Origin of the sequence: Kitasatospora sp. NPDC088346 (assembly GCF_044740765.1) — a bacterium.
GTDB lineage: Bacteria > Actinomycetota > Actinomycetes > Streptomycetales > Streptomycetaceae > Kitasatospora.
Map to the genome: position 1 here is coordinate 20,680 of NZ_JBIURH010000046.1, position 20,044 is coordinate 40,723.

The 20,044-nt window shown below is 72.9% G+C and carries 17 protein-coding genes; 8 read left to right on the forward strand and 9 right to left on the reverse strand.

All coding sequences use genetic code 11. From position 1 onward, the window contains the following. Positions 1 to 64 precede the first annotated feature (64 nt). Entirely contained in the window at positions 65 to 679 is a 615-nt protein-coding gene (locus ACIOFR_RS34340; protein WP_401003438.1) for a GPP34 family phosphoprotein, read from the forward strand. Positions 680 to 778: 99 nt separating this feature from the next. Then, entirely contained in the window at positions 779 to 1,192 is a 414-nt protein-coding gene (locus ACIOFR_RS34345; RefSeq protein ID WP_401003440.1) for a nuclear transport factor 2 family protein, read from the forward strand. A gap of 39 nt (positions 1,193 to 1,231) precedes the next feature. Here the strand turns inward: ACIOFR_RS34345 and ACIOFR_RS34350 are convergent, their stop codons facing one another. Then, entirely contained in the window at positions 1,232 to 3,499 is a 2,268-nt protein-coding gene (locus ACIOFR_RS34350; RefSeq protein ID WP_401003442.1) for a Dyp-type peroxidase, read from the reverse strand. 337 nt (positions 3,500 to 3,836) lie between these two features. Between ACIOFR_RS34350 and ACIOFR_RS34355 the strand changes: the two genes are divergently transcribed. The 5 genes from ACIOFR_RS34355 (at position 3,837) to ACIOFR_RS34375 (ending at position 11,188) form a co-directional block, all read left to right on the forward strand. Beyond that, the gene (locus ACIOFR_RS34355; protein WP_401003444.1) at positions 3,837 to 5,810 is read left to right on the forward strand and encodes a galactose oxidase-like domain-containing protein; all 1,974 of its coding nucleotides are present in this window, start codon (positions 3,837 to 3,839) and stop codon (positions 5,808 to 5,810) included. A gap of 235 nt (positions 5,811 to 6,045) precedes the next feature. Next, on the forward strand, positions 6,046 to 7,032 hold the full coding sequence (locus tag ACIOFR_RS34360) for a LysR family transcriptional regulator (RefSeq protein WP_401003446.1): 987 nt from the start codon (positions 6,046 to 6,048) through the stop codon (positions 7,030 to 7,032). Positions 7,033 to 7,172: 140 nt separating this feature from the next. After that, positions 7,173 to 9,782, forward strand: a complete 2,610-nt coding sequence (locus ACIOFR_RS34365) for a collagenase (protein ID WP_401003448.1) — start codon at positions 7,173 to 7,175, stop codon at positions 9,780 to 9,782. 340 nt (positions 9,783 to 10,122) lie between these two features. Continuing rightward, the gene (locus ACIOFR_RS34370) at positions 10,123 to 10,404 is read left to right on the forward strand and encodes a hypothetical protein (protein ID WP_401003450.1); all 282 of its coding nucleotides are present in this window, start codon (positions 10,123 to 10,125) and stop codon (positions 10,402 to 10,404) included. Between the two features lies 1 nt (position 10,405). Further along, positions 10,406 to 11,188 (forward strand): hypothetical protein, encoded by a 783-nt coding sequence (locus tag ACIOFR_RS34375; RefSeq protein ID WP_401003452.1) that lies wholly within the window; start codon positions 10,406 to 10,408, stop codon positions 11,186 to 11,188. Between the two features lie 82 nt (positions 11,189 to 11,270). Here the strand turns inward: ACIOFR_RS34375 and ACIOFR_RS34380 are convergent, their stop codons facing one another. The 4 genes from ACIOFR_RS34380 to ACIOFR_RS34395 form a co-directional block, all read right to left on the reverse strand. Then, positions 11,271 to 11,729: a carboxymuconolactone decarboxylase family protein gene (locus tag ACIOFR_RS34380; RefSeq protein ID WP_401003498.1), complete on the reverse strand. Its 459-nt coding sequence runs from the start codon at positions 11,727 to 11,729 to the stop codon at positions 11,271 to 11,273. Between the two features lie 288 nt (positions 11,730 to 12,017). Next, entirely contained in the window at positions 12,018 to 13,013 is a 996-nt protein-coding gene (gene gap / locus ACIOFR_RS34385; RefSeq protein ID WP_401003454.1) for a type I glyceraldehyde-3-phosphate dehydrogenase, read from the reverse strand. A gap of 169 nt (positions 13,014 to 13,182) precedes the next feature. Further along, positions 13,183 to 14,139 carry a GlxA family transcriptional regulator gene (locus ACIOFR_RS34390; RefSeq protein WP_401003456.1) on the reverse strand — a complete coding sequence of 319 codons (957 nt, stop codon included), beginning with the start codon at positions 14,137 to 14,139 and terminating at the stop codon, positions 13,183 to 13,185. A 103-nt stretch (positions 14,140 to 14,242) separates the two neighbouring features. Next, positions 14,243 to 15,142, reverse strand: coding sequence for an oxidoreductase (locus ACIOFR_RS34395; protein ID WP_401003458.1), 900 nt, complete (start codon positions 15,140 to 15,142; stop codon positions 14,243 to 14,245). A 65-nt stretch (positions 15,143 to 15,207) separates the two neighbouring features. Here ACIOFR_RS34395 and ACIOFR_RS34400 point away from each other — a divergent pair, with 65 nt between their 5' ends. Further along, positions 15,208 to 15,813: a TetR/AcrR family transcriptional regulator gene (locus ACIOFR_RS34400; RefSeq protein WP_401003460.1), complete on the forward strand. Its 606-nt coding sequence runs from the start codon at positions 15,208 to 15,210 to the stop codon at positions 15,811 to 15,813. Positions 15,814 to 15,849: 36 nt separating this feature from the next. Here ACIOFR_RS34400 and ACIOFR_RS34405 read toward each other — a convergent pair whose 3' ends face one another. The 4 genes from ACIOFR_RS34405 to ACIOFR_RS34420 all read right to left on the reverse strand — a co-directional run bounded on the left by ACIOFR_RS34405 (position 15,850) and on the right by ACIOFR_RS34420 (position 19,906). Beyond that, the gene (locus tag ACIOFR_RS34405) at positions 15,850 to 17,028 is read right to left on the reverse strand and encodes a GDSL-type esterase/lipase family protein (RefSeq protein ID WP_401003462.1); all 1,179 of its coding nucleotides are present in this window, start codon (positions 17,026 to 17,028) and stop codon (positions 15,850 to 15,852) included. 38 nt (positions 17,029 to 17,066) lie between these two features. Next, a complete protein-coding gene (locus tag ACIOFR_RS34410; protein WP_401003464.1) occupies positions 17,067 to 17,633 on the reverse strand; it encodes a TetR/AcrR family transcriptional regulator in 567 nt (188 codons plus the stop codon). 547 nt (positions 17,634 to 18,180) lie between these two features. After that, complete coding sequence (locus ACIOFR_RS34415; RefSeq protein ID WP_401003466.1) at positions 18,181 to 19,053, reverse strand: alpha/beta fold hydrolase; 873 nt, start codon at positions 19,051 to 19,053, stop codon at positions 18,181 to 18,183. Between the two features lie 55 nt (positions 19,054 to 19,108). Further along, on the reverse strand, positions 19,109 to 19,906 hold the full coding sequence (locus ACIOFR_RS34420; RefSeq protein WP_401003500.1) for an Asp/Glu racemase: 798 nt from the start codon (positions 19,904 to 19,906) through the stop codon (positions 19,109 to 19,111). Between the last annotated feature and the right edge of the window lie 138 nt (positions 19,907 to 20,044).

A 20,044-nucleotide genomic window follows, 5' to 3' on the forward strand; every position in this document is an offset into this window, starting at 1 on the left:
CCCGTACCCGCGCGAGCGCGGGCGCACCGACCTCCCCCACCCGCCGCCGGACCACGGATGGCCCATGACCACCACACCTCAGGACCTGCTGCTCGTCGCCCTGGACGCGGAGTCCGGCCGCCCGCCCGAACAGGGCGAACTGTCGCTCGCGCTCGCGGGGGCCGAACTGATCGACCTGCTCGGCGCCGGCGCCGTCCGGCTCGACGGAGACGTGATCGTGCCGGACCTGCGGCCGACGATCGCGGACGACCTGCTGGACCGGGCCGCCGCGGAGCTCGTCCGCCAGCCACCGTACGAATCCGTCGAGGACTGGCTCTGGCGCAGGGGCCGCGGACTGGCCGCCGCCTACCGGGCCACCCTGGAACCCGAAGGCCGGACCGGACGGCCGCACCGCCGGCGCCGGCCCTCCGGGGCGGCCGGACCGGTGCCGGAGGAATCCCCCGACCGCCGTGCGGCGACGGACCGCCTGGCGGCGCGCGAACCCGTCCTCACCGGCCTCGCGGCTGCCGCCGGGATCGGGCCCGCACGCTCCGAGGACGAACCGGACGTGACCGACGACACCGTGGCGACCGTGCTGGCCACCGTCCACGACGCCGTCAGGGAACTGGACGCCGTCCGCCGCCGACGGGCCGTCGAGGACGCGGCCTTCGACAACATCTGGCGCGGCGGGGGCCTGTGACGGCCGGTGCGACCGGACGGCAGGTCACCGGAAACCGCCGCCCCGCGGGCGGCACTGTGATTGTGTGGGGCATCAGTTGACGACCCCGGGGAGGCAGCCGTGTCCCGTACACCGCAGGAGATCTTCGAGAGCTACGCCCACGCCGGTCCGCTGACCCGGAACGCCGACGCCCTGGCCGAGACCTTCACCGCGGACGGCGTCCTCGAAGCGCCGCTGCTGCCCGCCGGGGCCGCCTTCCCCCGGAGGCTGGTGGGCCGCGAGGAGATCCGCAGGCAGATGGCCGCGCACTACGCGCGGGAGCTGAGGGAGACCGGCCTGCCGAACCTGGAGAAGTCCGGCTACGTGCTCCACACCACCACCGATCCCGACGTGTTCATCGCCGAGATCGACACGGTCTTCGACGGCGGCGGGGCCGGCCCGGACATGACCGTCTCGCTGGTGCAGATCTTCCGCATCCGGGACGGGCGGATCGCCCGGCTGCGGGACTACTTCGCGCCGGAGCTGCTGGACTGAGGCCGCCCGGACGCCTCCGGGCGGCCGCGAGCCGGCGGGTCAGGAGGTCAGGGACCGCCACAGGGTCAGCGGGCGGTCCGGGACCACGATCCGGTCGTGGTGCGCGGCGCCGTCGGCGATGCCGATGATCCGGTACGCGTCCTGGTGGAAGACCCAGAACAGGCTCAGTCCGTCGACCCGCTGCATGTCCGGGACGGCGAGGAACTCGTCGATCCTCGGGATCCCGGCCAGCGACGGCCAGAGGCCGAGCGAACGGTCGCCGCGCTCGATGACGTCGGTGTGCGCGCTGCCGTCCGCGACCGAGATCAGCCGGTAGACCTGCTGCCCGAGGAGGGTGTGGAACAGCCAGTAGTAGCTCTTCCCGTTCGTCCGCTGAATGTCCGGCACCGCCAGCAGGGCGTCCACCTGGGCGATCCCGCTGAAGGAGTCCCAGGCGGAGATCGGCCGGTCGGGCCGGTCAACGGCGCACGCGGCGCCGGGCTGCAGCCCCCGCTCCGCACCGTCCGCGACGGAGATCAGCCGGTAGACCTGCCGACCCTCGGTGGTGTGGAACAGCCAGTAGCGGCTCCGGCCGTTGATCCGCTGCTCGTCCGGGACGGGCAGGACCGCGTCCACCCTGGTGACGCCGTCGTAGCACGGCCAGGTCGTCAGCGGGCGGTCCGGCCGCTCCACCGCGTCGTTGTGCTCGTTGCCGTCGGCGATGGAGATCGTCCGGCAGACCGGGCCCTCGCCGCCCGTCCCGTACGCCCAGTACCAGCTCTTCCCGTTCTCCCGCTGCATGTCCGGGATCGGCAGGAAGGCGTCGGTCGGCCGGACGGCGCTGGGGAGCCGGTCGGTGAGCCGGCCGTCGCCGAGGTGGCGCAGCGTGGTGAGCGAGGGGGCGAAGGCGTACACCGAGCCCTCGGTGACGACGAACTGGCTGAACGTCAGCTCGGTGGTCGCGCCGGGCGACTCGAAGGAGACCGTGCCGGTCGGGCCGACCATGGGGTCGGGCCCCGGCTTGCCGCCGCGGCCGGGCGGGAAGTCGACGTTGTTGATCCAGGCCTTCTGGACGAACTCGAACTGCTCGACCAGGTCGGACTGGTAGGAGACGAAGACCAGTCCGCGCGGGGCGTCGGGGCCGCCCGGGCCGTCCGAGGCGGGGTCGAAGGGTGCGCCGTACGGGACGCCACGCCGCATGAGCCTGCGGCGGTCCATCACCGGCTTCTCGGGGAGCGGTTCGGCGCCGGGTGCTTCGAGCAGCCCGTCCCTGGGGTTGGTCTTGCGCAGGTGGGAGAAGAGCGGGGTGGTGAAGCCCTCGGGGTCGTTGCGGTAGCCGAAGTCGTTGTCGTCGCCGGAGAGCGCGTTGGACGGCATGTCGGCGTTCGGACACTTGGCGACGGGTGTGCCCGAGCGCCAGCGGCCGACCATGCGCGCGGCGAGCCATTCGGTGGTGGCCTCGTCCGGCACCACCTTGGCCCGCTTGAGGACCTTCAGCTGGACGGCGACCTGGGCCCACCAGGCGGGGACGTCCTGGGCGAGCCGGCGGACCACGTGGAAGCTGCCGTTGACGGCCCAGTCCGGCGGGGTGTCGTAGGGGATCCCGCCGATCCGGTCGTGGCCGAGCAGGAACTCGCCCGCCGGGATCAGCCGGGTGCCGGGCTTGCCCCTGACGTACTCGGGCCGCTCCGGGTCGGGTTCGTCGTAGCCGAGCACGCCGGGCTCGCTGACGCCGTCCTTGAAACCGAAGTGCTCCTTGCCGCGCCGGCTGCCGGGCAGCGTCTCGCCGTTCTGCTGGAAGACGATCACGATCTTGGCCTGGGCGGCGGCCTCGCGCTGCGCGGTCACGGCCGCCTGGAGGTCCTCGACGGTGTCGGAGGCGACGGTGACCACCGCGTGGACGGTCTGGCCCTTCCCGTCACCGAAGAGCCAGTTCTCCGGGGAGCTGTCGCCGGTGTCACCGAGGGCCCGCTTGTCCGAGCCCTGCCTGAAGGCCTCGAACGTGCCACCGGGCCGCACCGAGGGCAGCGGATCCTTGCCGGTCAGGACCTTCAGACCCTCGTAGGTGAAGCTGACGTTGATCCAGGTGGCCTTCAGCGACTGCGGGTCGTCGCCGCCGGAACTCGCCCTCGCCCTGCGGAAGGCACCGTTGAAGGCGGCCACCTGCCGGGTGGTGGAGATCAGCGGCGCCAGTCGCTTCACCCAGGTCCGCGCCCGCGTGGCGTCCTCGAACTTGAGGAAGAGCAGGGTCGTCCGGTCCTTCTTGAAGCCCGCGATCACATCCCCCTGGATGTCGTCGCTCCCGGACAGCTTCAGGTCGTTCGGCATGCGCTCTCCCCGGCTCGTACCCGGCCGCGATCGCGGAGGGTAGCCACGAGACTATGGTGCGTACTCGAACGCTGACCAGGTCCCGAGCCGCCGATTAGCCCGGCCGGCCGAACCTGAGTATGGAATTACCTCCTGCCAAAAGGTCTTTGGGGACACGAACCGACAGGCACGCACTCCGCTGCGCGCGTCGGCGCGACAACGGACACCTCGCCACGGACACTGAGTGCCGTCACTGAGCGTATGCGATGTATCCCGCATCGAGTCCGGTGCCCGGCGTGGTCCGGGTGCTCCGCCGCCCCTCGCCACGCGTCCCGTCCCCCCGCTCGCAAGGAGCCCCATGTCCCGCAGGAACCCGCCCACCACCGCCGGGCAGCCCCCGACCCGGAGGGCCCGCGCCTCCCGGCGGACGTTGTCCGCGATCGCAGCCTGTGCCGTCGCCGCCGTGACGGCCACCACCGTGCTCGCCGCCGCCGCGCCGGTGGCCGCCCTCAGCCACCACGGCGGTCACGGCGACACCCCCGCGGCCGGCCCGGCCGAGCCCGGTCCCGGCCTGGCGAAACCGACCGCCGTCGACCCGGACGAGGCCGCCGCGCTCGGCAAGGAGCACGCCGAGGAGCACGCCCGCACCAGGTCGGCCCTGCGGGGCGTCGGCGAGTACCCGCAGAGCACCCGGACCGAGCGGCTCAAGGCACTCACCGACTCCCAGGCGGCCGCCAACGCCGGTTTCGACCCGGCCGAGTTCGGCAGGTTCCGGGAGTACTTCCAGTCCCCCGACTTCGCCGCCCACATCGCCCTGCTGCCCACCGGCAAGGTGCTGCTGTTCTCCTTCGAGCGGATCGAGACCAACCCCCAGAAGGAGCCGGCGCCGACCGACACCATCGGCAAGGAGAACGCCGGCCGGGCCTACCTCTGGGACCCGACCAAGGGCACCGGTGCCGGCTCGTTCACCAAGGTGACTCCCCCGGTGGTCAACATGCCGGACGGGAAGAACGAACCCCGCCCGGCTCCGTTCTTCTGCGCCGGCCACTCGTACCTGCCCAACGGGATGCTGGGCGTCTTCGGCGGCAACCTGGGCGGCAACGGCGGCAGCGGCGCCAAGCTGTCCCTGGTCTTCGACCCGTGGCAGGAAGTCTGGTACCAGAACCGGGACATGGCGGTGGGACGCTGGTACCCCACGGTGGTGACCGGCGCCGACGGGCGGCAGCTGATCATGTCCGGCCAGTCGGAGCTGGGCTGGGGCACGCCCACCCCGATCGTCGAGCGGTTCCCCGCCAAGAACACACCGGTGCCCTACCTCAAGACGGACCGGCCGCAGGGCTACGCGCTCGACAGGTTCAAGGCCGACGCCCCCTTCACCTGGGACTACCCGCACCTGTTCTCGCTGCGCGACGGCAAGATCTACGGCCTCGGACGCTCCCCCGAACAGCAGTGGCTGTTCGACATCAACAGCGAGACCCGCTCCGACCTGCCGCCCCGCCCCGACGGCCTGAAGCGCAACTACGGCTCCGCCGTGCCGCTGCCCGCCGGCTTCAGGGGCCCGGACTCGGTCCTGATCCTCGGCGGCAACCGGGACGACCCGAACACGTACCAGCTGGTCGGCGGCAAGTGGAACACCGAGAAGCCCCGCGCGTTCGGCCGCACCCAGGACGACACCCTCCTGATGCCGGACGCCACGCTGCTCACCGTCAACGGCTCCTTCGACATCCGCGACTACGGCAACGGCGACAAGAACCCCAACGCCGACCTGAAGTACCGCCAGACCGAGACGCGCGACGAGAACGGGAACTGGCGGCTCGGCCCCGTCCAGCGGCTGCCGCGCGGCTACCACTCCAACGCGGTGGTGCTCCCGGACGGCCGGGTCATGGTCACCGGTGACGAGCTGCAACAGCTCGCCAACGACCCCGACATCACGGACGACATGAACGGCAGCATCGAGATCTACGAGCCGGCCTACCTCCAGCAGGGCAGCCGGCCCAACCTCGGCACCGTGTACAACCCGACCGTCGGCTACAACGAGAAGATCACGGTCAGCAGCAGCACCGCCTCCGACGTCACCCGTGCCGTCCTGCTGGCACCGACCACCGCCACCCACTCGGTCAACACCAGCCAGCGCCACCTCGACCTGCGGATCAAGAGCCGCAGCGGCAACTTCCTCGAACTGCAGGCGCCGCCGTCCGCCGCCGCGGCCCCGCCCGGCTACTACATGATCTTCCTGCTCAACGAGGAGGGCGTCCCGAGCACGGCGGGCTGGGTCCAGCTGAAGCCCGCCTCCGGCGGTCAGACCGGGGGTGCGACCGGCAGCGACAACTGACCTCCCCCGTACGACGCGAGGCCCTCCACCCGGGGTGGGGGGCCTTCGTGCGTCCACCCGGCCCGGGTGCCGGGGCGGCGGGGTGGCGGGGCGGCGTGGCGGATCGGGCTTGACGCGGCAGGTGCGCACCGCGAAGGTGAGCCGTCATTGCCATGTCACGCGTGCCATGGCACCAGCGACGGCAGCCGTTCGCCGCCACCGGCGGACCGGGCGGGCCGCCCGCCGAGGAGGGCCCATGGAGTTGGAGCTTCGACACCTGCGGGTGCTGTGCGCGATCGCGGACACCGGCAGCGTGGGCAGGGCGGCCGCGGCGCTCGGAGCCTCCCAGCCGGCGACCAGCACCCAGCTGCGCCGGATCGAACGCTACCTGGGCGCTCCACTGTTCGAGCGGGCGGCCTCGGGCGTGGTCCCGACCTGTTTCGGTGTCGAGGTGCTGGCGGCCGCGCGCGACGTGCTGGTCCGCGCCGACCGGCTGGGCCGCCGCGGCGCCGAGGACGCCGCCCGGGCGCCCCGGGTGCTGCGGCTGGCCGCGACCCTCTCCCCCGTCCTGCCGGGACTGCTCGACCGGGCCCGGCGGCAGCGGCCCGAGCTGCGCTTCACGGTGAGCAGCGTCTACCGCTCCTCGGACATCGTCGAGCTTCTGGAGCGCGGCGGTGCGGACGCCGCCCTGGCCGTGGACTACCCCGGGCGGGAGTTGCGGCACTCGTCGGCACTCGCCTGCCGGAGCATCGTCACCGAGCCCACCTCCGTGGCCCTGCCGGCCGGCCACCGGCTCAGGCACCGACCCGAGATCGCGCTCGCCGACCTGGCGGCGGAGACCTGGCTCCTCACTCCGGACGACGGGGCGGGCTGGCACGCGGTCTTCCACGACGCCTGCGCCGCGGCCGGGTTCGCACCGGTGGCGGTGCACGAGTTCCTGGGCGGCCGACTGGAGCTGCAGGAGCTGATCGCGGCCGGCCTCGGGGTCTCCGTGGTCCGGGCGACCACCCGTCCGCTGGCCGACGTGGTGGTCAAACCGCTGGCGGGTACGCCGATCTGGTTCCGGCAGCTGCTGGTCTGGCGGCGGGCGGCGATGAGCGAGGAGGAGGCGGAGGCGCTGTTCGGCGCCGCGGCCTCCGCATACCGGGGCCTGGTCGCGGGCCCGGGGCCGCTGCGGGCGCGGGGCACCCGGGCGTACCGCCCCGCCGCCGGCGAGTCGGGGCCGTCCGCCATGGAGCCGTAAAGGTGTTATGCCGCGGGCCGATGATGTCATATGACCTGTGACATTGTTCTGTTGCTGAGCCGGTGTCAGGATTCACGTCGTCACCCCCCTGGCTTCACCCCGATGCCCGGTGAGCTCCCCCACAGGATGAAGGACCCGCAGTGCGCCTTCGCATACCGCTACCCACCCTCGTGGCCGGCGCGGTCGCCGGCTGCGTCACCGTGGCCGGCCTGCTGCCGGCCGCGGCGTTCGCCGCGCCCGCCCTCCACGCGTCCGCCCTCCACACGTCCGCCCGGACCGGCGGGGCACCGGCCGCCGTGGCCTCCCCCGCCACGGCGTCCCCCACCGTGCCGCAGCCGCTCGGCCCGCTCGTCTCGTCCGGGTCCGAGGATCCCGCCCCCGCCGCCGCACCGCTGCCGCCGGCCCTGCTCGGCCAGGCCGTGATGGGCCAGCCCGCCGGTACCGCCTACCAGGCCGCGCCCCGCCCGGCGCAGCCGCAGCCGGGCGGGGCCAAGGCCGCGGCCGCCGCCCCAGCGTCCGCCGGTGCGCAGAGCTGCACCCCGGCCGACTTCGGCAGCCGCAGCGGCGCCGACCTGGTCGCGTTCGTCAAGTCCTCCACCACGGAGTGCGTCAGCACGCTGTACAACATCACCGGCACCGACGCCGGCGCCGTCTTCAAGCAGCAGAAGATGGTGACCGTCGCCAACGCCTTCCAGGCCCTGGCACCCGGCTACGGCGGCGACAACACCACCTCCATCCTGCAGTTGGTGCTCTTCCTACGGGCCGGTTACTACGTCCAGTCGTACAACAGCGGCGCCGTCGGCACCTACGACTCCACCCTCGCCAACGCCACCAGGGCGGCCCTGGACGCCTTCTTCGCGAACCCGCGCCGCAGCGACGTCTCCGACGCCAACGGCGCGGTGCTCAAGGAGGTGCTGGTCCTCACCGACAGCGCCAACCTGCAGGGCACCTACCTGAAGGTCTACCAGCAGGTCCTGAACGGTTACACCAACGACCACAACGCCTTCCCCAAGATGGTCGGCGCGGTCAACGCCGTGCTGTCCGCGCCGCTCTGGCGGGCCAACTGGAACCCGGACTTCGTCAGCGCGGTGAGCGCCGACCCCGGCATCGTCACCGTCCTCGGCAACTTCGCACTCAACCACCAGGACCTGCTCGGCGGCCCCAACGCCTTCCTGGACACCAACGCCGGCAACGACCTGGCCCGGATGGCGGGCGACAACGCCACCATCGAGGCCGTGGCCAAGCCGCTCGTCAAGCAGGTGCTCGACAGCGCCCAGATCCTCGGCCGCACCGGCCCGCTGTACGTCCACACCGCGTACCAGGCCAACGCCTTCGACCCCGGGCAGTGTTCGTACTACCGGACCTGCGACCTCACGGCGAAGCTGACCGCCACCGTGCTGCCGAACCGGTTGGTGTGCGACAACCGCACCATCGTGACCGAGGCGCTCTCCCCGGCCGACCTGGCCGCCGTCTGCGCGAGCCTGCGCGGCGAGGACGCCTTCTTCCACAACCTGGTCAAGGACAACGGCCCGGTACCCGGCCAGTACAACAGGACCATCACCCTGGCGGTGTTCGCCAACCAGGCCGACTACCTCACCTACTCCTGGGCCATCTACGGCAACTCCACCGACAACGGCGGCCAGACCCTGATGGACCCGACCGACCCCAACAACCAGGCCGTGTCGGTGATGTACCAGAAGTCGTGGAACGACAGCTTCCCCGGCAACGTGTGGAACCTCAACCACGAGTACACGCACTACCTGGACGGCATCCACGACATGAAGGGCAACTTCGCCGCCGAGACCTCCGTCCCGGACATCTGGTGGATCGAGGGCGTCGCCGAGTACGAGTCCTACGCCTACCGCGGCCTCACCGACACCCAGGCGATGGCCGAGGCCGCCAAGCACACCTACCGGCTCAGCACCCTCCTCCAGACCACCTACGGCAACGCGGACTCAACCCGGGTCTACCCGTGGGGCTACCTGGCCGTCCGGTACATGGTCGAGAAGCACCCGGCCGACGTCTACGCCGTGCTGGGCCACTTCCGCACCGGTGACTACGCCGGCGGCTACGCGGTCTACAACTCCCTCGGCACCTCGTACGACGCCGACTTCGACAACTGGCTGACCGGCTGCGCCGCGGGCGCCTGCTTCGCCGCGGGCCCGACCGCCCTGTTCGGCCAGGCCGTGAGCGGCGGGACGGTCACCCTGTCCGACACCTCCGTGCAGACCGGCCCGGGCCGGATCACCGGCTGGCACTGGACCTTCGGCGACGGCAGCTCGTCCGACCTGCGCAACCCCACGCACACCTACGCCGCCGCCGGGACCTACACGGTCGCCCTGACCGTCACCGACGACACCGGCCGAAGCGCCAGCACCCCGACCTCGGTCACCGTGACCACGGGCGGCCCGGCCACCCTGCCGGCCTGCACCGAGCAGCGCACCGACGCGATGGGCCGAAACTGCTCCCGCGCCAACCGCACCGCGACCGCCGGCAACCTCGACTACCTGTACGTCTACCTGCCGGCCGGCACCAGCACGCTGAAGGTCACCACCTCCGGCGGCACCGGCACCGCGTACCTCTACTACAACGCGGACACCTGGGCCTCGCCGAGCGCCTTCACCGCCTCCTCCCGCAACGCCGGCACCACCCAGTCCCTCACCGTCACCAACCCGACGGCCGGCTACCGGTACCTGAGCCTGTACGCCGCCACCGACTTCAGCGGGGTCACCGTCAGCACCCAGTTCTGAGTCCCCGACAGGTCCGGTTCCACCCACGGGTCCCGGGCAGTCCCGGGGAGCGGTCCGCCGCTCCCCGGGACTGCCCGTCGGCCGTTGCTGCCGGTCCGCCCGCGCGCCCCTTCGCGCTCCGCCATCAGGGTTACTTGGGGCCCGAACTCTTGCTCCAGCGGTGGTCCGAACGGATTACTGTACGTGTCCGAATCGAACGCCGTCCGACTCCTGCCCGACTGACCCTCGCCCGACTGACTCCCGCCCGACCGTCGACCGCTGTGCGCTGTCCGCTGTCCGCTGTCCGCTGTCCGCGCGGGCCCGCCTCCCCCTGTCCGCGCCTCCGACCCCTGGAGCCGGTATGCCTTCCTTCACCATCACCGACCGCGGCGGAGTGAGCTTCCCGCAGGGCGACCACACCACCGTCGCGTTCTTCTGCGACAACACGCTGGACGGAAATCCCAGGGCCGCCCTCCGGGTGGTGGTCTGGTCGGCCGACCGGCCCGACGTGCACAACATCCAGGTCGGCAACGACGGGGGCCGGCAGGTCGTCCTCCCGTTCGCCGTCCCGTCCGGGACGCACGCCGTCACGGTGACCCGCACGGACGGCAAGGCCTTCCCCGTCTACGCGCAGGTGTACTGAGATGGCCGCGACGGACCTGGACTTCGTCGTCGGCCGCACGGGAGGAGTGACCTTCCCCGTCGGCCGGCACACCAGTGTCGGGTTCTTCTGCGACCACACCTTCGACGGGAGCCCGCGGGCCGCGCTCCGCGTGGTCCTGTGGTCCGACACCGCGGACGTCAGGACCATCGCCGTGGGGAACGACGGCGGGTTCCCCGTGGTGGTCCGGTTCGCCGCCGCCGCGCGCACCCACACCGTCACGGTGACCCGCACGGACGGTCGGGCGTTCCCGGTCTACGCCACGCTCGATCCGGTGCCCGACACCCCGGGGCAGATCCCCGCCTCGCAGGTCGACTTCTCCGGCGCCGGATCGTGGTCCAGCGGCCCGGCCGCCTGCGTCGGCTACATCGACCGGGCCCTCGACCTCGCCGGGATCTCCGATCCGCCCGCACGCGCCGCCTGGGAGCTCGGCATGACCACCATCGCCTCCCGGGAATCCGCCTACAACTCGCCCCAGTGGCAGATCAACACCTCCGACTCCAACGCGATCGGGCCACCCGTCCCCAACGACTCGGCGTTCCCCGGGGCCCCGTTCCAGTGCTCCCGCGGCGTCGCCCAGTGCATTCCCCAGACCTTCGCCCGCTACCACCAGGCCGGTACGTCCCTGCAGATCTACGACCCGGTCGCCAACTTCGCCGCCGCGATGAACTACGTCATGGACGCCTACGGCGTCGCGCGGGACGGCCACGACCTCGCCGCCAAGGTCCAGCAGGCCGACCCGAACCGCCCGCCCGCGGGCTACTGAGAGCCGCCGCCCCGCGGCGGCGGGCGGTCACGGCAGCGGACCCGCCGGCCGTCAGGCCCAGCGACCATCAAGCCACCGACCCTCAGGTCCACTGCTCCGACGGGGCCACGCCGGGGACGGGCTTGCCGATCAGGGCGAGGGGAACGAAGAAGTTGACCTGGCCGATGGCGATGGTCAGGGTGGCGAGTGCCTTGGGAGCGTAGTGGCGCGCCGCCTCGGCGTAGAGGGCGTCGGGGACGCGCTCGCCGTGCGGGTTCGCGATCAGGACGGCGTCGACCAGTGCGAGGGCCGCCCGCTCGGCGCCGGTGAAGCAGCCGGCCGTGCGCCAGGTCGCGACGGCGTCGATCCGTCCGTCGCTCTCCCCCGCCTTGCGCAGCAGTCCGGCGTGCATCGCCGTCAGGTAGGTCGAGCCCACGATCTGTCCGGCGCGCAGCTGGACCAGGCCGATCGTGCCGCGGGGGACCGAGCGGTTGCCGGCCGCCCGGTACAGCCAGCCGGCCAGCTCCTTCAGCTCGGGAACCAGCTCCGTCGGGTCGGACATCCGCGGGACCGGGCGCGGCGCCTCGGCGGTGGCGGCGGGTGCGGCGGTGGTGCTGACGGGTGCGGTGGTGTTCACGGTCGGGTCCTTCCGGAGGTGGTGCGGGCTCAGGTGCCCACACCCCTCTGACGGATCCCGGACCCGTGGTGTGACACGTCCGGCGGGAGAAATGCCGAACGCCGGGCCACCACCGGCCGAGCGCTGCGATCGTCTTGGTCGGGGTCGACCGGAGCGCTCGGTGGGAAGTGGCCCGGCGCGCGCGGCTGCGCCGCGGGGCGACCGGGGTGGGGATCAGCCGGCGAGGAGTTCGAGGGTGTCGATCACGCGGTTCGAGAAACCCCACTCGTTGTCGTACCAGGCGACCACCTTGACGTGGCGGCCGTCGACGCGGGTGAGCTCCGAGTCGAAGATCGACGACGCCGGGTTGCCGGTGATGTCGGAGGAGACCAGCGGGTCGTCCGAGTACTCCAGGACGCCGGCCAGCGGCCCCTGCGCGGCGGCGCGGTAGGCCTCCAGAATCTCCTCGCGCGTCACGTCGCGGGCGACGGTGGTGTTCAGCTCGACGATCGATCCCACCGGGACCGGCACGCGGATCGAGTCGCCCGAGAGCTTGCCGTCGAGGTTCGGCAGCACGAGGCCGATCGCCTTGGCGGCGCCCGTGGTGGTCGGCACGATGTTGACGGCGGCGGCGCGGGCGCGGCGGGCGTCGCGGTGCGGACCGTCCTGCAGGTTCTGCTCCTGCGTGTAGGCGTGCACCGTGGTCATGAACCCGTGCTCGATGCCGGCCAGCTCGTCCAGCACGGCGGCCAGCGGCGCGAGCGCGTTGGTCGTGCAGGAGGCGTTGGAGACGATGGTGTGCAGCGCCGGGTCGTAGGCGTCGGTGTTGACCCCGAACGCGAGGGTGACGTCGGCACCGTCCGCCGGAGCGCTCACCAGGACCCGCTTCGCACCGGCGTCGAGGTGGGCCCGGGCGGCAGCGGCGGAGGTGAAGCGGCCGGTCGCCTCCAGCACGATGTCGACACCGAGCTCGGCCCACGGCAGCTGCGCCGGCTCGCGCTCGGCCAGCACGGTGATCCGGCGGCCGTCGACCACGAGGGCGTTGCCGTCGACGGTGACCGGGCGGCCCAGCCGGCCCGACGTCGTGTCGTACGCGAGCAGCCGGGCCAGGGTGGCGGGCTCGGTGAGGTCGTTGACGGCAACGATCTCCAGCTTGCTGTCGCGCTCCAGCAGCGCACGCAGGACGTTGCGCCCGATGCGGCCGAATCCGTTGATGGCGATGCGAGTCATGGGTGGTGTCCTTTCGGGGTCACCACCAGGTTCGCGTGCGGAGTCCGCCGGTGACAGCGGGTTGATCGCCACGGTCCGAAAGTTTCGCGCCACGCGGTGCGGCCGGAGCCGCGCCCCAGGTCACCCCCGGCCACCCCCGGGGGCACGCCCCGAGCTCACGCCGCGGCGGTCACTCCCCCTGGGCGAAGGTGCGCCGGTACTCGCTGGGCGTGGTGTCGAGGATGCGCTGGAAGTGCAGGCGCAGATTGGTGCCGGTGCCGAGGCCGACGTCGGCGGCGATCTGCTCGACGCTGCGCTCGGAGCGTTCGAGCAGCTCACGGGCCATGTCGATGCGGGCCCGCATGACCCACTGCATCGGCGTGTAGCCGGTGTCGTCGACGAACCGCCGGGAGAAGGTGCGCGGCGAGACCGCCGCGTGTCGGGCGAGCACGTCGAGGGTGAGCGGCTCGCCGAGCCGGTGCAGCGCCCACTCGCGGGTGGCGGCGAACCGCTCGCCGAGCGGCTCGGGCACGCTGCGCGGCACGTACTGCGCCTGGCCGCCGCTGCGGTAGGGGGCGGCGACCAGCCGCCGGGCCGCGTGGTTCGACGCGGCCACCCCGAGGTCACCGCGCAGGATGTGCAGGCACAGGTCGATGCCGGAGGCGGCGCCGGCCGAGGTCAGCACGCTGCCCTCGTCGACGAACAGCACGTTCTCGTCGACCCGGACGAGCGGGCGCTTCGCGGCGAGGGCCCGAGTGTAGTGCCAGTGCGTGGTGGCCCGCCTGCCGTCGAGCAGGCCGGTGGCGGCGAGCGCGAAGGCGCCGGTCGAGATGGCGGCGAGCCGGGCACCCCGCCGGTGGGCGGCGATCAGGGCGTCGACGACCGGCTGCGGCGGGTCCTCCCGGTCCGGGAACCGGTAGCCGGGGACGAAGACGATGTCGGCCCATGCGAGCGCGTCGAGGCCGTGGGCGACGTAGTACGACAGGCCGTCTCCGCCGGTCACCGGCCCGGGAGCGGAGCCGCACACCCGCACCTCGTACGGCATGCTCGCGCGGGTGGTGAACACCTGGGCGGGAATTCCGACGTCGAGGGGCTTCGCGCCTTCGAGGACGAGGACGGCGACGCGGTGAAGGGGTGAGGCTGGCACGGGTACGAGGGTACGCGGAACGATGCGGCGACATCCGCCCGGGCACCGGGACTACGCAGGTCAGCGGGGAGGCGGCCCCGTTCCGCCCGCAGTCACCCGGCGTTCACCGGAGGTCGGGGAAGCCCACCGCGGTGAGTTTCTCGGACACCTCCCACAGGCGCCGGGCCCGCCGGTCGTCCCGGGCGTGCGGGCTGAGCCGCGCCGGGGCGGGGTGACCGCGCAGTTCGCCGCGGCCGCCCGGGCCGGTGTAGCTGCCGCCGGGCAACGGCTGGGTGACGGCGTACAGGGTCGGCAGCGCCCCCATGGCGTCGGACTGGGCGACCAGCCGGTTGGCGACGGCCATGATCACCCGCTGCGCGGCGCCTGCGGAGCCGCTCTGCAGGTTGGTCGCGGCGTACCCGGGGTGGGCGGCGTGCGCGGTCACCGGTGACCCGGCTTCGGTGAGCCGGTGCTGGAGCTCGCGGACGAAGAGCAGGTCGGCCAGCTTGGACTGCTGGTAGGCCCGCCAGGGGCTGTAGGCGCGTTCGGAGTTGATGTCGTCGAAGTCGATGTCCACGCCCGGCCGGCGGTGTGCGTTGGAGGCGACGCTCACCACCCGTCCGGTGATCTGCGGGAGCAGCAGGTTGGTGAGGGCGAACGGGCCGAGGTGGTTGGTGCCGAACTGCATCTCGAAGCCGTCGACGGTGCGCTGCTCGGGGACGGCCATGACGCCCGCGTTGTTGACGAGGACGTCGAGGGGGCCGTCCCAGGCCGCGGCGAAGGCCCGGACGGAGGACAGGTCGGCGAGGTCCAGCCGCCGCACCTCGGTGCTGCCGGGCAGGGTCTGCGCCAGGCGTTCGCCCCGTGCGGTGTCGCGGACGGCGAGGACGACGTGGGCGCCCGCCCGGGCGAGCTCGCGGGCGGTGACGGCGCCCAGGCCGCTGGTCGCTCCGGTGACGACGATCGTGCGGCCGGTCTGCGGGGGGAGGTCGGCGGCGGACCACTTCTCGTGCGGTGTGCTCATGGCTCCAGCGTGCCGCCCGACTGCGATGTTGTCAATGACAACATCGCGGCGGATATCCTTCGATCATGCAGGAACGGACCTATCACCACGGCAGCCTCCGCACGGCACTGCTGGACGCCGCCGAGCGGGCGGTACTCACGGGAGGGGCACAGTCGCTCTCCCTGCGGGAGCTCGCCCGCGAGGTCGGCGTCAGCCACGCGGCGCCGCGCCGGCACTTCGCCGACCGGGCCGCGCTGCTGGACGCCCTCGGCCAGCGCGGCTTCGACCAGCTGGCCCGGCACCTGGAGGCGGCCATCGCCGCCGCACCCGGGTCGCTCGGCCCGCGCCTGCGGGCCGTCGCGCACGCCTACGTGGACTTCACCCGGGAGCGGATGCCGCTGATCGAGCTGATGTTCGCCGGCAAGCACCGGGAGGGGGCCGACGCCACCCTCGCCGCGGCGCAGGCGGCCTACGCCGTGCCGTTCGCCGTCATCGAGTCCGCGCACCGGAGCGGGGAACTCGCCCAGGAGGACGTCCGGGCCGCGGCTCGCCTGGTGTTCGCGACCGTCCACGGGCTGGCCGTGCTGCTCAACAGCGGCATGATCGCGCGTGAGGACGTCACCGGCACGGTGGACGCCGCCGTCGACGGGCTGCTCACCGGCGTCGCGTCAACGGGCGGCCGGACCCCCTGACGCACGGCGCCGTCGACCGGGCCCGCGCGACCGTGGTCAGCCGGTCGCGGGGCCGAAGGGGCCGCCGTCGCCGAACGCGAGCCGTGCGAAGTTCTCGGCGATCCGCCGGTGCCCCGCGGGGTCCGGGTGGACCTCGTCGGGAAGCGGGAGTTCGGCGTAGTCCGCCTCGCCGTACAGGTCACGGCCGTCGAGGTGGTGCAGGTCCGGGTCGTCGACCGCCCGCTCTCCGACGATCCGGGCGAGTTCGTCGCGGATCACGGTGAGGGTCAGGCGCCCGGCGGCACGTTCGGCCGGGTCGCCCGTGGCCTTGAACCGCAGGGTCCGCCCGTCGAAGTCGGGGGCGAGCGGACCGGGGGTGTCCTCCTGCACCGGACAGAGGACGGGCGACACGACCAGCAGCGGTGTCGTCGGATGACCCTCGCGGACGGTGTCGAGGAAGCCGTGGACGGCAGGGGTGAAGGCCCGCAGGCGCATCGCGTCGGTGTTGACGATGTTGATGCCGATCTTGAGGCTGATCAGGTCCGCGGGGGTGTCCCGGATCGCCCGGGCGGTGAACGGGTCGAGCAGCGCACCGCCGCCGAACCCCAGGTTGACCAGCTCCACTCCGCCCCGGGCCGCCGCCAGCGCGGGCCAGACGGCGCTCGGATGGGCGGCGTTCGAGCCGTGGCTGATGGAACTGCCGTGGTGCAGCCACACCCTGCGCCCGCGGTCCGGCACCGGCTCGACCGGGGCGTCGGTGCGCAGGGCGACCAGCTCGGTGACCTCCGTGTGCGGGAGCCAGATCTCGACCTCCTTGTCGCGCGCCGGCAGACCGATGAAGCGGGCGCTGCCGGCGGGGCCCTCCCGGAGCTCCGAGGCCTGGGTGACCAGGTCGGTCACCGTACGGACGTTGCCGCCCGGCACCGTGGCCTGGGCGACGAGACGGCCGTCGACCAGCAGGTCGTACACGCCGTCCGCCGGAGCCGGGAAGCCCCGGTGAACCCGCTTGGTGGGCAGGGTGTCCAGCTCGACGGTGGTGGCCCGGGTGCGGAAGACCAGCCGCACGCCGGAGGGCTGGGCCTCCGCCACCGCCAGGTGGCCGTCGGGGATCTGCCGCCGCGCCCGGGCGGGCAGGCGGTGCGGCAGCAGGCCGCGCGCCGTCGGTTCGAGGTCCAGGAAACCGCGCAGGATCGCGGCGGTGACGGGTGTGGTGATCCAGTCGTGCTCGGTGTTCATTGCCTCAGTCCTGGTGATCGGATTATCCGGACGGCGTTTCAGCTGCCCTGGGCCCGGAGCAGGGCGTCGAGGGAGTCCACGATCCAGGCCCAGGACTCCTGCGGGTCGACGGCGGTGTGGCTGAAACCTCCGGCCAGCTCCAGTTCGATGTAGCCGTGGAAGACGCTGCCCAGCATCCGGACCGCGTGCGTCTGGCCCGGCTCGGTCAGGTGGTAGCCGCGCAGGATCGCCCGGGTCATCTGCGCGTGCCGCACGCCGGCACTGGCCGCCGCCGTCTCGGGGTCGAGCCTGAGCCGGGCGGCGGCGTAGCGACCGGGGTGCTCGCGGGCGTAGTCGCGGTAGGCGTCCGCGAAGGCGGCCAGGGCGTCCTTGCCGGCCCGCCCGGCCAGGGCGGCGGCGACCCGGTCGGCGAGTTCCTCCAGAGCCAGCAGGGCGATCCCGGTCCGGAGGTCCTGAGAGCTCTTGAGGTGCGAGTACAGACTCGCGGCCTTGACGTCGAACCGACGGGCCAACGCCGAGACGGTCACCTGGTCGAAGCCGACCTCGTCGGCCATCTCCGCCCCCGCCCGGATCAGCAGCTCCGGGGTCAGCCCCGCTCGAACCATGGCCTTCCTCCCACTCGACTACGACCATCATGCATTTACCTAAAGCCTATAGGCAAATGCCTATGGCGATGGGAGCGCATGGTGACGTCAACGGGACGCGGTCCGAGGCCCTCCGGCACGTCCGGGGTCGGAGCGCCGGACGGCACCGCACCGCCCGTCCTCCATGACGGACCCGACGCTCGCGGCGACGGATGCGCCGCACTCGCGGGCGACCGTCCAGAGCGCCGGATCGATTCCGCCGGTGACACCGCCCGCGGTCACCGGGTCCCCGTCGTCGACGGCCCGCGAGTCGATCACCCGGCCTCCCTGGGCGGCGGGTTCGGCCTCGGCGAGGTGGCACGTCGCACCCGGGCGGCCCCGGTCGGGCCCGCCGTGGACAGCACCATCACTCCCGTGCAGGCACCGGCCACGACGACTCCAGCCCTCCGCACCCGGACGGGGTGGCTCCGCCCGACCACGGGTCGGTCGGGGTCTCGATGTGCGTTCCGATCGCCACCGGTGCCTTCGAGTGTTCCGCACGGCCCCGTGAACGCCTGCGGCTGTGACGCTAGCCCGCCGTGCGCGGGCTGCGGGACCAGGTGACCAGGTCGCGGGCGAGCGGGGCGGCGTGGCGGGCCCAGCGGAAGTGGTCGAGGGGGCCGCCGGCGGCGTCCTCGGCGGTGTAGCCGCGGCGGTCGACCGCCGCGTGCGGGACCTTGCCGCACAGGTGGTCGACGGCGCCGGGAGGGGCGAGGCGGTCGCCCTCGACGTCCACCGCGAGCACCGGTATCCGCAGGGCCCGCAGGGCGTCCTCCATGTCCGTGCCGGCCAGCCGGTAGCGACCGGTCCGGGCCTGGTGGGCCCAGTCGATGATGACGCCGGCCGGCTGACGGCCGCCGAAGCCGAGCCGGTGGCCCGGCCAGTGGCCGAGCGTGGCGGCGGTCAGCGCCATCAGCCGACTCGCGGTGAGCAGTGCGGGGGCGCGCAGGCCGTAGGCCCGGTGGTAGACGGATCCGGCCGCGACCAGGGCGATCGCGTCCGGTCCCGGCGTGCCGCGTTCGGTGGCCTCGGCGGCCTGGACGAGGGCGAGTTGGCCGCCGAGGCTGTGTCCGCAGACGGTGAGCGGGGCCTGTGGCAGTAGCTCGCGAACGGCGGCGACGGCCGCACCCAGGTCGTCGGTGAGCTGGCGGTACCCGGTGGTGCTCGGTACCCGGGCCCGCGCGCCGCTCCCCCGGTGGTCCAGCACCAGCGCGCTGGCGCCGGCGGCGTGCAGCTCCTGCGCGAACCGCCGGTAGAAGCCGACCGGCGTGCGCATGGCCGGGGAGACCAGTACGACGGGCGCGGCAGGGTCGTCCTGGGCCAGCCCGTGCAGTGGGAAGACGGCGCCGTCGGGCGCCTCGACCTCGGTGTGGCAGGGCAGTTCTGTGCGCGTCTCCGACATCCGACGGAGTATGGCACACGCGTACGAGCCCGGTTCGGCCCTCCCGCCGGCGGTGTCAGCCCGCGACCGGGGCGGCGTCGGTGTCGGTGTCGGTGTCGGTGTCGGTGTCGGTTTTGGTGTCGGTTTTGGTGTCGGTGCGCAGCGGGGCCTCGGCGTAGGCGCCGGCGAGCAGGTGACCGGCGCCGGGGGCGATCGCCGGCAGGTCGAGCGCGCGGAGCATCTGGTGGACGGTGCACACGGCGGCGGAGACCACGGGCTTGCCGAGCTGTTGTTCGGTCTCCTCGATGGCGGACAGCGAGGGCATCTGGACGCAGGCGGAGAGCACGACGGCGTCGGCGTCCGCGTGGTCCAGTCGCTTGGCGATGGCGGGCAGCACGGCGGGATCGTGGGCGGCGACGTCGAGGTTGCCGGGGATCTCCAGGGCCTCGTGGTCGAGGACGGTGATGCCTTCGTTGGTCAGGTAGTCGACGACGGTCCGGGTCAGCGGGCGCAGGTAGGGGGCGATGAGCGCGATCCGCTTCGCCCCGAGCGTGTGCAGGCCGTTGACGAGGGCGCCGGCGCTGGTGACCACGGGGGCGGGGTGGCCGTTCTCGGCGGTGCGGGTGTGCAGGCGCTGCTGCGACGTCCGGTGGTAGCCGTGGCCCATGCTCATGATGGCGACCAGGCAGGCGTAGCCGAGCACGTCGACGGCGGCGTCGGAGAGTTCGACGGCGCAGCGGTCGGAGTCGGCGTCCATCGCCCTGAGCTGCTCGGGGGTGACGTGGGTCATCCGCATCCGGCTGGAGTGGAAGGTGAAGCGCTCGGCGGCGACGGTCTCCCGGGCGCGCAGGATGGCGGGGACCTCGGTCTCCATGGTGACGTTCGAGCTGGGGACGATCTGGCCGATCCGGTAGGTGCGTGCCGACACGGGGTGCTCCGTTGGGTTCGTGGTACGCGACGGGGTGGGGCGCGGGCGGTGCGTGGGGCGTGGACCCGTGGCCCGACCCACGGG

Bases quoted from the DNA above. Each gene is read 5' to 3' on its own strand.
- gap (WP_401003454.1), bottom strand. From the start codon at position 13,013: ATGACTCGCATCGCCATCAACGGATTCGGCCGCATCGGGCGCAACGTC.
- ACIOFR_RS34420 (WP_401003500.1), bottom strand. From the start codon at position 19,906: ATGGAGACCGAGGTCCCCGCCATCCTGCGCGCCCGGGAGACCGTCGCC.
- ACIOFR_RS34400 (WP_401003460.1), top strand. From the start codon at position 15,208: ATGCAGGAACGGACCTATCACCACGGCAGCCTCCGCACGGCACTGCTG.
- ACIOFR_RS34410 (WP_401003464.1), bottom strand. From the start codon at position 17,633: ATGGTTCGAGCGGGGCTGACCCCGGAGCTGCTGATCCGGGCGGGGGCG.
- ACIOFR_RS34375 (WP_401003452.1), top strand. From the start codon at position 10,406: ATGGCCGCGACGGACCTGGACTTCGTCGTCGGCCGCACGGGAGGAGTG.
- ACIOFR_RS34380 (WP_401003498.1), bottom strand. From the start codon at position 11,729: ATGTCCGACCCGACGGAGCTGGTTCCCGAGCTGAAGGAGCTGGCCGGC.
- ACIOFR_RS34370 (WP_401003450.1), top strand. From the start codon at position 10,123: ATGCCTTCCTTCACCATCACCGACCGCGGCGGAGTGAGCTTCCCGCAG.
- ACIOFR_RS34360 (WP_401003446.1), top strand. From the start codon at position 6,046: ATGGAGTTGGAGCTTCGACACCTGCGGGTGCTGTGCGCGATCGCGGAC.
- ACIOFR_RS34355 (WP_401003444.1), top strand. From the start codon at position 3,837: ATGTCCCGCAGGAACCCGCCCACCACCGCCGGGCAGCCCCCGACCCGG.
- ACIOFR_RS34340 (WP_401003438.1), top strand. From the start codon at position 65: ATGACCACCACACCTCAGGACCTGCTGCTCGTCGCCCTGGACGCGGAG.
- ACIOFR_RS34395 (WP_401003458.1), bottom strand. From the start codon at position 15,142: ATGAGCACACCGCACGAGAAGTGGTCCGCCGCCGACCTCCCCCCGCAG.
- ACIOFR_RS34350 (WP_401003442.1), bottom strand. From the start codon at position 3,499: ATGCCGAACGACCTGAAGCTGTCCGGGAGCGACGACATCCAGGGGGAT.
- ACIOFR_RS34405 (WP_401003462.1), bottom strand. From the start codon at position 17,028: ATGAACACCGAGCACGACTGGATCACCACACCCGTCACCGCCGCGATC.
- ACIOFR_RS34415 (WP_401003466.1), bottom strand. From the start codon at position 19,053: ATGTCGGAGACGCGCACAGAACTGCCCTGCCACACCGAGGTCGAGGCG.